12 protein-coding genes are annotated in these 13,864 nt (G+C 65.7%); 11 read left to right on the forward strand and 1 reads right to left on the reverse strand.

The window, feature by feature from the left end; translation table 11 throughout:
- Positions 1-9 precede the first annotated feature (9 nt).
- The 11 genes from AAGA68_12785 (at position 10) to AAGA68_12835 (ending at position 11,512) form a co-directional block, all read left to right on the forward strand.
- On the forward strand, positions 10-801 hold the full coding sequence (locus AAGA68_12785) for an enoyl-CoA hydratase-related protein (GenBank protein ID MEM9385932.1): 792 nt from the start codon (positions 10-12) through the stop codon (positions 799-801).
- A complete protein-coding gene (locus AAGA68_12790; GenBank protein MEM9385933.1) occupies positions 789-2,819 on the forward strand; it encodes an acetyl-CoA carboxylase biotin carboxylase subunit in 2,031 nt (676 codons plus the stop codon). Before AAGA68_12785 ends, AAGA68_12790 begins: the two co-directional genes overlap by 13 nt.
- Entirely contained in the window at positions 2,819-3,757 is a 939-nt protein-coding gene (locus tag AAGA68_12795) for a hydroxymethylglutaryl-CoA lyase (protein MEM9385934.1), read from the forward strand. The genes AAGA68_12790 and AAGA68_12795 overlap by 1 nt, the downstream gene beginning before the upstream one ends.
- Before the next feature lie 55 nt (positions 3,758-3,812).
- Positions 3,813-4,580 (forward strand): SDR family NAD(P)-dependent oxidoreductase, encoded by a 768-nt coding sequence (locus AAGA68_12800; GenBank protein MEM9385935.1) that lies wholly within the window; start codon positions 3,813-3,815, stop codon positions 4,578-4,580.
- A gap of 41 nt (positions 4,581-4,621) precedes the next feature.
- On the forward strand, positions 4,622-5,371 hold the full coding sequence (locus AAGA68_12805) for an electron transfer flavoprotein subunit beta/FixA family protein (GenBank protein MEM9385936.1): 750 nt from the start codon (positions 4,622-4,624) through the stop codon (positions 5,369-5,371).
- On the forward strand, positions 5,371-6,321 hold the full coding sequence (locus tag AAGA68_12810) for an electron transfer flavoprotein subunit alpha/FixB family protein (protein ID MEM9385937.1): 951 nt from the start codon (positions 5,371-5,373) through the stop codon (positions 6,319-6,321). Before AAGA68_12805 ends, AAGA68_12810 begins: the two co-directional genes overlap by 1 nt.
- A 25-nt stretch (positions 6,322-6,346) precedes the next feature.
- Positions 6,347-7,054: a CoA transferase subunit A gene (locus AAGA68_12815; protein ID MEM9385938.1), complete on the forward strand. Its 708-nt coding sequence runs from the start codon at positions 6,347-6,349 to the stop codon at positions 7,052-7,054.
- Between the two features lie 4 nt (positions 7,055-7,058).
- Entirely contained in the window at positions 7,059-7,703 is a 645-nt protein-coding gene (locus AAGA68_12820) for a CoA transferase subunit B (protein ID MEM9385939.1), read from the forward strand.
- A gap of 17 nt (positions 7,704-7,720) precedes the next feature.
- Positions 7,721-8,836, forward strand: a complete 1,116-nt coding sequence (gene zapE / locus AAGA68_12825; protein ID MEM9385940.1) for a cell division protein ZapE — start codon at positions 7,721-7,723, stop codon at positions 8,834-8,836.
- A gap of 274 nt (positions 8,837-9,110) precedes the next feature.
- Positions 9,111-9,605 (forward strand): CPBP family intramembrane glutamic endopeptidase, encoded by a 495-nt coding sequence (locus AAGA68_12830; protein MEM9385941.1) that lies wholly within the window; start codon positions 9,111-9,113, stop codon positions 9,603-9,605.
- A gap of 2 nt (positions 9,606-9,607) precedes the next feature.
- Positions 9,608-11,512: an ATP-binding cassette domain-containing protein gene (locus tag AAGA68_12835; GenBank protein ID MEM9385942.1), complete on the forward strand. Its 1,905-nt coding sequence runs from the start codon at positions 9,608-9,610 to the stop codon at positions 11,510-11,512.
- Between the two features lie 699 nt (positions 11,513-12,211).
- Here AAGA68_12835 and AAGA68_12840 read toward each other — a convergent pair.
- Positions 12,212-13,270, reverse strand: coding sequence for a hypothetical protein (locus AAGA68_12840; GenBank protein ID MEM9385943.1), 1,059 nt, complete (start codon positions 13,268-13,270; stop codon positions 12,212-12,214).
- Positions 13,271-13,864: the final 594 nt, after the last annotated feature.

The following is a 13,864-nucleotide window of genomic DNA, read 5'->3' on the forward strand; positions in this document are numbered from 1 at the left end:
TACCTTGCGATGAGCGACTCACCCCTCCAGATCACCCGCGAAGACAGCGTCGTCACCGTAGCCCTCGACCGGCCCCGGGTTCACAACGCCTTCGACGAGCACACGATCGCCGCCCTTTCAGAAACATTCGCCTCCCTGGCGGGCGACGCCGAGGCGCGGGTGATCGTGCTGCGCGGGAAAGGGCGCTCCTTCTCCGCCGGCGGCGATGCCAACTGGATGAAACGCATGGCCGCGGCAGACGCGCAGGCTAACCGCGATGACGCCCTCGCCCTGGCGCAGATGCTGCGACGCCTGGCGGACCTGCCCCAGCCGGTGGTCGCCCGCGTGCACGGCTACGCCTACGGGGGTGCCGTGGGCCTCGCGAGCGCCTGCGACATCGTGCTCGCCGCGGACGATGCGCGCTTCGCCCTCAGCGAGGTGCGCCTCGGGCTCGTGCCCGCCGTGATCTCGCCATTCGTGGTCGAGGCCATCGGCGCGCGCCAGGCCCATCGCTACTTCCTCACGGGCGAGTCCTTCGACGCCGCCACCGCGCAACGCATCGGCCTCGTCCACGAGGTAGTGCCCGCACCGGTGCTCGACGCACGCCTGGAACAACTCCTGCGCGAACTCGCCCAGGCCGGCCCCGCCGCCCAGCGCGAAGCCAAGACCCTGATCAACACCCTCGCGAGCGGCACTCATGCCGATGCGAAGGAAACGGACGCCTACACCGCCGACCTCATCGCCCGCGTGCGCGACAGCGCCGAGGGGCGCGAGGGCATCGGCGCCTTCCTCGACAAACGGACACCCGCGTGGCGAAGCTGACCAAACTCCTGATCGCAAACCGCGGCGAGATCGCTTGCCGCATCATGCGCACCTGCCGCGAGCTCGGCGTGGCAAGCGTGGCCGTGTACTCCACCGCCGACGCTAACGCCCGCCACGTGCGCGAGGCCGACGAGGCCTGGCCCATCGGAAACGCCCCGGCCAGCGAGAGCTACCTGAACATCGATGCCCTGCTCGAGGCCGCCGCCCTCTCGGGCGCCGACGCCGTGCACCCGGGCTACGGCTTCCTGTCCGAGAACGCCACCTTCGCCCAACGGGTGCGTGAGGCGGGGCTGCGCTTCGTGGGTCCCGGCGCCGATGCGATCGAACTCATGGGTTCCAAGGCCGCCTCGCGCGCCCGCATGCGCGACGCTGGCGTGCCCGTGCTACCGGGCTATGACGGCGACGACCAGTCCGACGAACGCCTGCGGGCTGAGGCGCAAGCCATCGGCTACCCCGTGCTGATCAAGGCCAGCGCGGGCGGTGGCGGCAAGGGCATGCGCGTGGCGCGCTCGAGCGATGAGTTCGTGGCCACCGCCGCCGGCGCGCGCCGCGAAGCGATGAGCGCCTTCGGCGACGATCGCCTGATCGTCGAGCGCTACCTGGAACGCCCGCGGCACATCGAAGTGCAGGTGATCGGCGATGCCCACGGCAACGTGCTGCACCTCTACGAACGTGAGTGTTCGGTCCAGCGCCGGCACCAGAAAATCATCGAAGAGACGCCGTCCCCCTACTGCGACGACGAGCTGCGCAGCGCCATCACGGCCGCCGCGGTGGAAGCCGCGCGCACCGTCGCCTACGAGAATGCGGGCACCGTCGAGTTCATCGTCGACGATCAGCGACGCTTCTACTTCATGGAGATGAACACGCGCCTGCAGGTGGAACACCCGGTCACGGAGATGATCACGGGCGTGGACCTGGTGGCGTGCCAGCTGGCCGTGGCGGCGGGCGAGGCCCTGCCTGTCAGCCAGGATGAGATCACCACCCAGGGACACGCGATCGAGTGTCGTCTCTACGCCGAGCGCCCGGAGCAGGACTTCCTGCCGGCCACCGGCACGATCGAGGCGCTAGTGTTCCCCGATCCCGAGACCACCCCCGGTTTGCGCATCGACTCGGGCGTGGAGACGGGTGACGCCGTGAGCATCCACTACGATCCGATGATCGCGAAGCTCATCTGCCACGGCGAGGACCGCACGCAGGCCCTGCATCGCATGCGTCAGACCCTCGGCGAGACGACCGTCGTCGGCGTGGGCAACAACGTGCCCCTGCTCGGCGAGCTCCTGGGCCACCCCGCCTTCGACGCAGGCGACGTCGACACGACGTTCGTCGATCGCGAACTCGCCGCTCTCGTCGCCGGCGCTGGGCGGATCAGTCCCGCCCACCTGCTGGCCGCGGCCGCCGCGCTTACGGCGCCGCGCCGTTTGATCGGCGACGCACAGGAGGCGGCCAGCCCCTGGCTGCGCGACGACCACTGGCGCGCCGCGGGTGTCGACGTGCGTCGCCTGCGCCTCACCGCCCACTCGGGGCAAGCGTTCATCCTCGAGGTGAGCGACCGACGCCCCGCCCTGGAGATCCTCGTCCGCGAAGAGGGCACGGAAGCCGCAGCGGCGCTCTACAGCGTACGCACGCGCGGCGAGCCGAGCGCCGGTCCCTTCGCCCTTGCGGTCGGCGACAACGCCTTCGGCGCCGTCCAGGTCACCCGCCATGGCGAACGTTTGCTGGTCCACGCGGACGGCCGCCTGCAGGAACTCGACGTCACCTCGGCCTACCCCGTCGCGCGAGCGGCCGCGGACGAGGACAGCAATCCGACGGCCCCCATGCCCGGCACGGTGGTCGCGTTGGAGGTGAGCGAAGGCGATGAGGTCGCCGAAGGCGCCGCCCTGCTCACCCTCGAAGGCATGAAGATGGAATTCACCGTACGCGCCCGCAAGGCCGGTCGCGTGGAAGCCGTGCACTGCGCCGTCGGCGACATGGTCGATGCCGAAGTGCCTCTGGTCACCCTGCAGCAGGAGGAGTCCTGATGCGATCAGGCGACTTCATGGGCGATCTGCCCAAGCGGGTGAAGATGGTGGAAGTGGGTCCGCGCGACGGCTTGCAGAACGAGCCCAACCCCGTGCCCACGGAGCTCAAGATCGAGTTCATCAATCGACTCTCCCAGTCGGGCTTGCGCACCATCGAGACGACGAGTTTCGTTAGCCCCCGTTGGGTGCCGCAGATGGCGGACGCCACCGAGGTGTTCAGTTCCATCGAGCGCAACCCGAACATCTACTACCCCGTGCTCGTGCCGAACGTGACCGGGCTCAAGCGCGCCATCGATGTGGGCGTGCGCGAAGTCGCCGTGTTCACCGCGGCCTCGGATACCTTCAACTGCCGTAACACGAACGTCACCATCGAGGAGTCGCTGGAGCGCTTCGCGCCGGTGATGGAGCTCGCCGCGGAGAACGATTTGCGCGTGCGCGGGTACGTCTCCTGCGCCCTCGGTTGCCCCTACGAGGGAGACATCGAGCCGAGTAAGGTTGCCGCCGTCGCGCGGGAACTCTCGGAGCTCGGCTGCTACGAGATCTCCCTCGGCGACACGATCGGCATCGGCACGCCCGCCGCCGCCCAGCGCATGGTGGAAGCCGTGATGACCGAAGTGCCGGTGGAGCACTTGGCGGTCCACTTCCACGACACGCGCGGCCAGGCCCTGGCCAACGTCATGGCCTGCCTGCAGCTCGGCGTGGCCACGGTGGACTCCTCCGTCGCCGCCCTCGGCGGCTGCCCGTACGCCAACGGCGCCCGCGGCAACGTGGCCAGCGAGGACCTGCTCTATATGCTCCAGGGCCTCGGCGTCGAGACCGGCGTAGACCTGGAGCGCCTGATCGACGCCAGCCTGTTCATCAGCGACGCTCTCGGCCGCCCGCCGAGCAGCCGCCTCGGCCAGCTGCGCCTCGAAGAGCGCGGCGAACCCGTACACTAACGCCTCGCCGCCGTGCCCCCCGCGGGCGACAGCGGTGACACGAAGGGAGAAACACATGGATATCACGCGCAGCCGCGCCGTCATCTCGGGCGGCGCCTCGGGCCTTGGCGCCGCCGTCGCCCGTCGGGTGATCGCCGAGGGGGGCCACGCGGCCCTGCTCGATATAGACGAAGAGCGCGGCCAGGCCTTCGCGGCAGAACTCGGCGAGCGCGCCCTGTTCGTGCGCACGGACGCGGCCGACGAGACCAGCGTGGAAGCCGCCGTGGACGCGGCCCGTGAGGCCTTCGGCGGCGTGGACCTCGCCGTGAGCTGCGCCGGCGTTCTCGGTGCCGGACGCGTGCTCGGCCGCGAGGCGCCGATGCCCGCAGAGCAATTCGCGCGCACGATCACCATCAACCTGGTGGGCACGTTCCTGCTCGGGCGTACGGCCGCCGAGGTCATGCAGCACAACGAGCCCAACGAGCAGGGCGAGCGTGGGGTGATCGTCAACACCTCCTCTGTCGCCGCCTACGACGGGCAGATCGGCCAGGTCGCCTACGCGGCATCCAAGGGCGGCGTGGTCGGCCTCACGCTGCCGATGGCCCGCGAGCTCTCGCGCATCGGCGTGCGCGTGATGACCATCGCCCCCGGTATCTTCATGACGCCGATGATGGAAGTGGTGAAGGAGGAGTTCCGCGAGTCCCTGGCGCAGCAGGTGCCCTTCCCCTCTCGTCTTGGTGATCCGGCGGAGTTCGCCGACATGGTCGCCACCATCGTGGGCAACAGCTACCTGAACGGCGAGACCATCCGTCTGGACGGCGCCATCCGCATGCAGCCGAAGTAGGCGCGAAGCGCGGATTTTGAGTAACCTAAGAGGAATATGAGTTGAAAATTCTGGTAACCGTCAAGCGCGTGATCGACTACAACGTGCGCGTGCAGGTGAAGCGCGACGGCTCCGGCGTGGAGACCGACGGCGTGAAGATGAGCGTCAATCCCTTCGACGAGATCGCCGTGGAGGAAGCCCTGCGCCTGCGCGAGGCCGGCGTGGCAAGCGAGGTGGTGGTCGCTTCCATCGGCTCCGCCGACTGCCAGCAGCAGCTGCGCACGGCGCTGGCCATGGGCGCAGACCGCGCCATCTTGGTACGTGCGGACGACATCGACATGCAGCCGCTCTACGCCGCGCGTACCCTGCTCAAGCTGGTGGAGAAGGAAGCCCCGGGCCTAGTGATCACCGGCAAGCAGGCGATCGATGACGACTGCAACCAAACGGGTCAGATGCTCGCCGCCCTGTGGGGCCGCCCCCAGGCCACCTTCGCCTCGGAGCTGAAGGTGGACGGCGACAGCGCCACCACCGTGCGCGAAGTCGACGCGGGCCTTGAGACGATCCGTGTGCAGTTGCCCGCGGTCGTCACTACCGACCTGCGCTTGAACGAGCCGCGCTTCGTGAAGATGCCGGACATCATGAAGGCCAAGCGCAAGCCGCTGGAGGAGATCGCCTTGGCCGATCTCGGCGTGGAGGCCCCGCCGGGCCTGGAAACCCTGACCTACGCCCCGCCCCCTCAGCGCAGCCGCGGTGAGATGGTGGAAGACGTGCCCACCCTGGTGTCCGCGCTCAAGTCCCGAGGAGTCCTGTGATGAGCATGAAGGTCCTGCTCCTAGCCGAACACGACGGCAACACCCTGAACCCCTCCACCGCGCGCGCCCTAGCCTGCGCCAACGGCCTCGGCGGTGAGGTGCACGTGGTGGTCTTCGCAGCCAGCGCGGGCGATGTGGCTAACGCCGCCGCTCAGCTCGAGGGCGTAGCGAAGGTGCTCACCGTCGAGCGCGCCGAAAACGGTGTGCCTCTGGCCGCCGTCCTGGCACCCCAGATCGCAGCGCTCGCCGACGGCTACGACGCCGTGCTCGCCCCGTCCACCACCTTCGGCAAGGACGTGCTGCCCCGCGCCGCCGCCCTGCTCGGCGCGCCGCAGGTGAGCGACATCATGGAGGTGGTGGATGCGGGTGCCCGCAGCTTCCGCCGGCCCATGTACGCAGGCAACGCCATCGTCGACGTGAAGGTGCCCGAGGGCGTGAAGATCATCGGCACCGTGCGCACCGCCTCCTTCCAGGCGGCGGCGGAGGGCGCCAGCGCGGCGCCCATCGAAGCGGTCAGCGTCGCGGCGGAGCTGCCGAGCCATTCCGAGTACATCGGTCTCGCCACCCAGCAGAGCGAGCGCCCGGATCTGCAGTCCGCGCCGCGCGTCGTCTCTGGCGGCCGCGGCGTGGGCAGCGAGGAGAACTTCAGGGTGATCTTCTCCCTCGCCGATAAGCTGGGCGCCGCCGTCGGTGCCTCGCGCGCGGCCGTGGACGCAGGCTACGTGCCCAACGACATGCAGGTGGGGCAGACCGGCAAGATCATCGCGCCGGACCTCTACCTCGCCATCGGCATCTCCGGTGCCATCCAGCACGTTACGGGCATCAAGGACGCGGGTATCATCGTCGCTATCAACAAGGATCCGGAGGCGCCGATCTTCGAGATCGCCGACTACGGCCTGGTGGGCGACCTGTTCACGCTGCTGCCGGAACTCGAAACCGCCATCGGCTAGGGCCCAACATCACTAGGGAGCGGGGATGAACAACAAGATCTTCAGCGACGCCACGGCGGCCCTGACGGGGCTCCTGCGCGACGACATGACGCTGATGGCGGGAGGCTTTGGCCTCTGCGGCATTCCCGAGCAGCTGATCGCGGCCTTGCGCGACTCGGGCGCCAAAGGCCTCACGGTCATCAGCAACAACGCCGGCGTCGACGACTTTGGCTTAGGTCTCCTCCTGCACACCCGCCAGATTAAGAAGATGGTCTCCTCGTACGTGGGCGAGAACAAAACCTTCGAGAAGCAGTTCCTCAGCGGCGAGCTGGAGCTCGAGTTCAACCCCCAGGGCACCCTCGCCGAGCGCATCCGCGCCGGCGGTGCCGGCATCCCCGGCTTCTACACGCGCACGGGCGTTGGCACCAAGATCGCCGAGGGTAAGGAGCTAAAGGATTTCAACGGCATCACTTACGTGCTCGAGACCGGCCTCACCGCCGACGTCTCCCTGGTGAAGGCCTGGAAGGGCGATGCGGAGGGCAACCTCGTCTACCGCAAGACCGCGCGCAACTTCAATCCGATGATGGCCACCGCCGGGCGCATCACCGTCGCCGAGGTGGAGGAGCTTGTGGAAGTGGGCGAACTCGACCCCGATCAGATCCACACGCCCGGCATCTTCGTCGACCGCCTGATCCGCGGCGAGCACTACGAGAAACGCATCGAACAGCGCACCCTGCGCGAAGCTGGAGCCTAACGCTATGTCTTGGTCCAGAAACGACATCGCCCGCCGCGCCGCCGGCGAACTGCGCGACGGCTACTATGTGAACCTCGGCATCGGCATGCCAACGCTAGTCGCCAACTACATCCCCGAAGGCATGACCGTGACGCTCCAGAGCGAAAACGGCATGCTCGGCATGGGCCCCTTCCCCCTCGAAGAAGAGGTGGATGCGGACCTCATTAATGCCGGCAAGCAGACCATCACGGAGCTAAAGCAGACCAGCTACTTCTCCTCCGCCGACAGCTTCGCCATGATCCGCGGCGGCCACATCGACCTCTCGATCCTCGGCGCCATGCAGGTAGCCGCCAACGGCGACCTCGCCAACTGGATGATCCCGGGCAAGATGGTGAAGGGCATGGGCGGCGCGATGGATTTGGTCGCGGGCGTAAAGAAGGTCGTGGTGATCATGGAGCACACGGCGCGCGATGGCTCGCCGAAGATCCTACCCGAGTGCACCCTGCCGCTGACTGGCGTTGGCGTGGTCGATGAGATCATCACCGATCTCGGCGTGATGCAAATCGATGAGAAGGGCCTCACGTTGGTAGAGCTGGCGCCGGAGGTCACGGTGGCGCAGGTCCGCGACGCGACAGACGCCGATTTCCACCTCGCCGATAGGCTTGCCTAACGGCGCACATCCTCGCGATGGAGCTCAAGCGACGCTACCAGCAACTCATCGATAGCGGCGAGGCCCTAGCCGACCCCGCGCAGGCAGAAGCCGTCGAGATACTCTGCGATCTGACCAAGCGGCTGGTTGAAAGGGCCGACACACCGTCCACGGGGCCATCTGTTACCCGCGCCCTTAGGGCGCTCTTGGGTCGCTCGCGCGAGTCGAGCACCGGTCCTGTGAAAGGCCTTTACATGTGGGGCGGTGTGGGGCGAGGTAAGACCTGGCTCATGGATCTCTTCTACGAGTGTCTGCCGCTCGAGCAACGCTATCGCGCCCACTTCCACCGCTTCATGTACGAAGTGCACAACACGCTCGCCACCTTGCAGGACACGAGCGATCCGCTCAAACACGTCGCCGCCCACTTCGCCGAGCGTGCTCAGGTGCTGTGTTTCGACGAGTTGTTTGTCTCGGACATCACGGACGCCATGCTCCTGGGCACGCTGTTCGGCGAACTGTTCGACCGAGGCGTCACGCTGATAGCAACGTCCAACGTACCGCCATCACGGCTTTACAAGGACGGCTTGCAGCGCGCGCGTTTCCTGCCTGCGATCGGCCTACTCGAGCAACACACACGAGTGCTAAACCTCGACGGAGGTACGGACTATCGCCTGCGCCTGCTCGAACGCGCTGAGATCTACCATCATCCACTCGATGAGCAGGCTAAGCGGAATCTCAACCAGTACTTCGACGCCTTCTGCACCGATGGACAGTGCCACGGTGGCCCACTGCACATCGAAGGGCGCTCGATCCAGGTCGAGCGCGTTGCGGACGGTGTTGTCTGGTTCGACTTCTTCGCGATCTGCGACGGGCCTCGCGGCCAGGTGGACTACATACAGATCGCTCAGGAGTTCCATACGGTGATGGTCTCCGCGGTGCCAGTGCTGAACTCGCAGATGGAAAACCAGGCGCGGCGCTTCATCGCCCTGGTGGATGAGTTCTACGATCGCAATGTGAAGTTGATTCTGTCGGCCGCGGCACCCTTGGAAGGCCTTTACGCTGGGGAGCGACTCAACTTTGAGTTTGAGCGTACACACAGCCGCCTGCTCGAGATGCAAAGCACGGAGTACCTAGCGCGTGCACACCTGCCGTGAGCTAGCGCGCCAGGGGCGCAGTGCGATAGGCCGCGGCTCGAAAGCCAGCAGCCGTGCACGGTGATGCACGCGCTGGTTCAAGACGCGAAGCTGCGATACGTGCTCCCGCTTGCGGTCGCGGGGTTCGCGCTGCCTTACCTACTCGGGGCCTTTCTCCTCGACGTCGACTTTGACGTCTACGAGGTTACGCCCGCCGTGCTGGCGATGGAGATCGCATCGTACGGGGCAGCCATTATCGTGCTGTGGGCATGCTGGCTCCCAAGGGAGGGGTTGAGTGGCGTCATCGGCCGTACCCGCCAGGCGGGAGACGAGGGACCTAATGCTGCTCGGCATTGCGATGGTGAGCACGGCTGTGTTTCTGTTCTACGCGCTGTTCTACCCTCTATCGTTCGTGGCGCCGGAGTTTGTCTTTGGTGGGCCATCGACGGCTCTGAGCTACTTGTGCCCCCCCGAGCGAGCAAACGCGCTACTCCTCAATGGGGGCACGGTGGTGTCATTGGTGATTGCTGCACCGTTCGTGGAAGAGGTGCTATGTCGTGGGTTCATGCTCGGGCGACTAGCGGCAAAGTGGGGACGGAGGACGGCCGTGATCTCCTCCTCGATGGTATTCGCCCTGCTCCATCAGGACGTGTTGGGCGCCTTCGTCTTCGGCGTCTTCGCCTGCTTGGGCTACTTCCGATTCCAATCCCTTGCGGCGCCGATCATCTTGCACGCCGCTAATAACCTCGTGGTGTATTTCCGACGATACCTCGTACCCCGGGCGGCGTAGCGATGATGTCCCTAACCGACATCGCCGTACGGCGCGGGCGCGAAGTGCTCATCTCGGACGCGACCCTACAGATTCATGCGGGCCAGCGCATGGGCGTGATCGGTGCCAACGGCTGCGGCAAGTCGTCCCTCTTCGCCATGTTCCTCGGCGAGCTCGAACCCGACGACGGCACGCTCTCCATCGACCCAAGAGACGTCATCGCCCACGTCGCCCAGGAGAGCCCGCACGGCGTGGCGCCTGCGGTGGAGTACGTCATGGACGGCGACAGCGAACTGCGCGACGTGCAGATCGCCATCGCCCGTGGCGAGGCTGCAGGCAAGACCGATCTGCACGACCTCTACGAGCGCATGGAACTGATCGACGGCTACACGGCACAGTCGCGCGCCGCGCGCCTGCTGCACGGACTAGGCTTCGCGCCCGAGGAGTACAGCAAGCCCGTAGAGGCCTTCTCTGGCGGTTGGCGCATGCGCCTGAACCTCGCCCGCGCGCTGATGTGTCGCTCCGACATCCTGCTGCTCGATGAGCCAACCAACCACCTGGACCTACCGGCCATCCTCTGGCTCGAACGCTGGCTCAGGGCCTACGAGGGCGTGCTGCTCGTGATTTCCCACGACCGGGACTTCCTTGACGCTGTGTGCACACGCATGGCGCACATTGAGCACCGCGCGCTGCAACTCTACACGGGCAACTACAGCGAGTTTGAGAAGATTCGCGCCGAACAGCTCGCCCTGCAGCAAGCGATGCATGTAAGGCAACAGAAACAAGTGAAGCACCTGCAAAGCTTCGTCGATCGCTTTCGCTACAAGGCCTCAAAGGCGAAGCAGGCGCAGAGCCGTTTGAAGATGATCGAACGCATGGAGCAGATCGCGCCAGCGCACGTGGACTCGCAGTTCAGCTTTCGCTTCGCCGAGCCGACCAAGCAACCCCAGCATCTCCTGAGCTTGCGCGATGTATCGGTAGGCTACGGTGAGACGACCGTCCTTGGCAGCGTGAACCTCACCCTCGCCGCCGGCGATCGCATCGGACTGCTCGGCGTGAACGGCGCCGGCAAGTCGACCCTGGTGAAGGCACTCTCCAGCGGCACCACCCTACTCACGGGCGAGCGCACGCTAGCCAAGGACACGCACATCGGCTACTTCGCTCAGCACCAGCTCGAACTCCTAGACCCCGAGCAAAGCCCGATCGAGCTCCTGCGACGGGTCGCGCCCGATGACCGGGAGCAAGACCATCGCAACTTCCTCGGTCGCTTCGCCTTCAACGGCGAGCGCATCTTCGAACCCGTCTCGCCGTTTTCCGGCGGTGAGAAGGCCCGGCTAGTACTGGCGCTACTGATCCGACAAGGGCCCAATCTGCTGCTGCTCGACGAGCCGACCAACCACCTCGATCTCGAGATGCGCCAGGCGCTGAGCATTGCCTTAATGGAGTACGCTGGCGCTGTGGTGGTGATCTCCCACGACCGCCACCTGCTGCGAAGCGCGTGCGATGAGCTGCTGATAGTGCACGACGGCAAGGTAGATCGCTTTGCCGAGAGCCTCGATGAGTATCCGAACTGGCTCAAGGAGCGCGAGACGGAGTACGCCGCCACGGTGGCCAGGGCGGGAACGTCATCTGCGCGCGGACCTAATAAGAAAGATCAGCGCAAGGCGCAGGCAGAGGAGCGCAAGCGCCTGAAACCGCTTCTCGATCGCGTCAAGCGGATTGAGAAGGAGCTCAGCACGCACCGCGAGAGGCTTCTGAGCATTGAGTCGCAGCTCGCAGATACGGGCCTTTACGCAGATAGCGCGCGCAGGGACGCATTGAAGTCGCTGCTGAAAGAGCAGGGCGAACACAAGGCGCTAATCGAGACCCTGGAATGGGAGTGGCTCGAGGCGAGCGAGGCGCTCGAAGCGGCGGGCTGCACCGACTAGCAGCTGCGATAAGTCAGACTTCACCGGAGAGGCACTGTCACGACCACATCATCCATTCGGCCGCTGCGGCCCCTCGATCAGCCGCTCGGGCGGCCGACCTCAGGTTCGGCCGGTCGGGCGCACAAGCCAAAGGCGCCATTCGACTGGGCAAGACTGACGACTGATTTTTTGGTCTGTGTCGAAACGCAGTCTTCAGCAACTTCCAGATTGTTGGGCAGGCATAGTGATTCTCTGCGGGGCAATCCGCAACACTGCGAAGACAAGATCGAATTGCAATGAGCTCATTGATCATCTCGTCAAGCTGTTCGATCTTGGCACGAACTAGCTCTCGATCTACGACAAAGCGGGATTGCGAGTCGACAGGCTCTATGGCAGCACCTGCATTTGGGATCTGATCGAAAGCACAGAGATATCCGGGCCACTCTCAACGAAGTGCAACGGCGCGGAGAATGCCTATGTGCTTTTCGCCAAGTGAAGAAACAAGTATCCGGCCGCTTAAACACCTGCTTCTCGCGGACAGGAGAAAGGCGATCAATTGACCAACGATCGGCCACTGTCCTTGAAGGCCGCCGATCAAAGCGGAGAGCGGACGCTGTCAGTCAGTTCAGGTGGTGACCATCACAACCTGAAGCACCAATCGCTGGAATAGAGCGCGGCGAGGCCGCTGCGCAGACTCACGGCGAGCTTAGCTTAGGATGCTCATATAAGCTCGTCGTCGCTCTCGGCATTCCCTTGCTCGATGGCCTCCGGCGGCGCCAGGCTCTCGGGCTCTCTTGGGGGCCTCACCCGGAGCTCGCCAACGCCGAGCTCCGCGCGAAGGTTCACGGTCGGCGCACCAAGGGGCACCTCCAAGGCCTGCGCATCCGGGTCGATGACACTCTCACCCACCCACACGCTGGTCTTCGCCACCTCGAGGTACGCCCGATCCGGCGCGTCGACGCCAAGTTCCCCGACGCGCGACGTGATCTGCACCTCGCCGTCGATCAGCCAGGCGCCCCCGAGATCAACCCGCGCGCTACCGATGGACTGTTGCACGCTGGTGAACTGCGCCGAGGCGTTGCCTAGCTGCCGGATCGCCAACTCGCCAACCCCCTTATCGACCTCCAGGCGCCGCACGGGCCACTGGGTCGGTAGGCTAAAAGCCAAGCGATGATCGCCCGTGCGGGTCTGCAGATCGACGGTCCGCAGCCAGAGTCCGCCGAGCTCAGCATCGAGCTTGCCGATCCCCCACTCCCCCTTGAGATCGAACAGCAGATCAGGTGGCAAGGTGATGGTGAGGTCGTTTTGAGGTTGATTGCCCGCACCGCTCAGGACCATGCCCACCGTGCCGCCTTTGGCGCCGAAGGTGATCTGGTACAGCCAGGCGCCGTCGGCCTCCTCGTACTGCTCTTCGAGGCGAAAGGCGTCGGGTTCGTAGGTGCCGGTGATGCGCACGCCTTCGCCAGGCGAACCGGGCAGAATCTTGAAGTTGCCATACTCGAGGTCGAGGCGGATCGTACCGACGCGTGCCGCTAGGGAGTCGTCTTCGAGCGCCTCAAACGCCTGCAGGGAGTTGGCACCAAACTCACCCTGGCGGCGCAGCGCCTGAAACTCCGCGAGGGTCGGCAGCAAGCGACCGCCCTGTACAGCCTCGACGACCGGCTCTCGTGAAGCGCGTTGCCAGTGCGAGAGGCCCGCCACGGCGACGAGCGCCACGCTAGCTAGGACGATGCCGAGGCGGCCGGCACTCAGGGCACCTTTCTCTTGCGAACCACTCATAAGCCAATTCCTGAGCCAATTTCTGTTTGAGCTAGTGACCTCACCTTTGGGGTCACGGCTTGGAGTCTTGTTGCCGGCGGTCGACGAGATCTAAGGTTGGCGCAACCCTCGCGCGCGCGCAAACACCACGTAGCCCCTCCCAGTGCGCAGCTGCCCCGGGCTCGTCTGCGAATGGCGCTCCGATGAGCAAGTCGGTGACACCGTCAACCTTCACGCCGCCAGCGCTACTGCTCGCCGCCCCGGTGTTACCAAAACCAACTCGACTTACTACATCGCTCTGAGCATCGTTCTGCTCTAGTAGTCGAGCCAAGGGGAACACAGCCAGATACCAACGAAGATGCCGGAGAGCGCGACACCGTCGCGACCATCTCCGCTCGCTTGCGACAGTAGCTCGAGCAGACGGACCGCAGTGGGAACGGATCGGTGGGACCGAACACCAGGTAGCTCTCGCCCGCAGGCAGCTCCCGTTTACGCGCGCATCGCGCGCGCCTCGGAGCACATCGCCCACTCCATCACCGACGGACGCCACTCACGGCCGAGCCCAATCAATCACCCGATCCACAGCCCCTCCGGGAAGCCCCCGCGGCACTATCG

The sequence above is a fragment of the Pseudomonadota bacterium genome (assembly GCA_039193195.1).
Lineage (GTDB): Bacteria > Pseudomonadota > Gammaproteobacteria > Steroidobacterales > JBCBZW01 > JBCBZW01.

What these genes read in the sequence shown, in the direction of transcription:
- AAGA68_12820 (MEM9385939.1), top strand. Translation starts at nt 7,059, where the DNA reads ATGTCTTGGTCCAGAAACGACATCGCCCGCCGCGCCGCCGGCGAACTG.
- zapE (MEM9385940.1), top strand. Translation starts at nt 7,721, where the DNA reads ATGGAGCTCAAGCGACGCTACCAGCAACTCATCGATAGCGGCGAGGCC.
- AAGA68_12810 (MEM9385937.1), top strand. Translation starts at nt 5,371, where the DNA reads ATGAGCATGAAGGTCCTGCTCCTAGCCGAACACGACGGCAACACCCTG.
- AAGA68_12795 (MEM9385934.1), top strand. Translation starts at nt 2,819, where the DNA reads ATGCGATCAGGCGACTTCATGGGCGATCTGCCCAAGCGGGTGAAGATG.
- AAGA68_12800 (MEM9385935.1), top strand. Translation starts at nt 3,813, where the DNA reads ATGGATATCACGCGCAGCCGCGCCGTCATCTCGGGCGGCGCCTCGGGC.
- AAGA68_12835 (MEM9385942.1), top strand. Translation starts at nt 9,608, where the DNA reads ATGATGTCCCTAACCGACATCGCCGTACGGCGCGGGCGCGAAGTGCTC.
- AAGA68_12840 (MEM9385943.1), bottom strand. Translation starts at nt 13,270, where the DNA reads ATGAGTGGTTCGCAAGAGAAAGGTGCCCTGAGTGCCGGCCGCCTCGGC.
- AAGA68_12815 (MEM9385938.1), top strand. Translation starts at nt 6,347, where the DNA reads ATGAACAACAAGATCTTCAGCGACGCCACGGCGGCCCTGACGGGGCTC.
- AAGA68_12785 (MEM9385932.1), top strand. Translation starts at nt 10, where the DNA reads ATGAGCGACTCACCCCTCCAGATCACCCGCGAAGACAGCGTCGTCACC.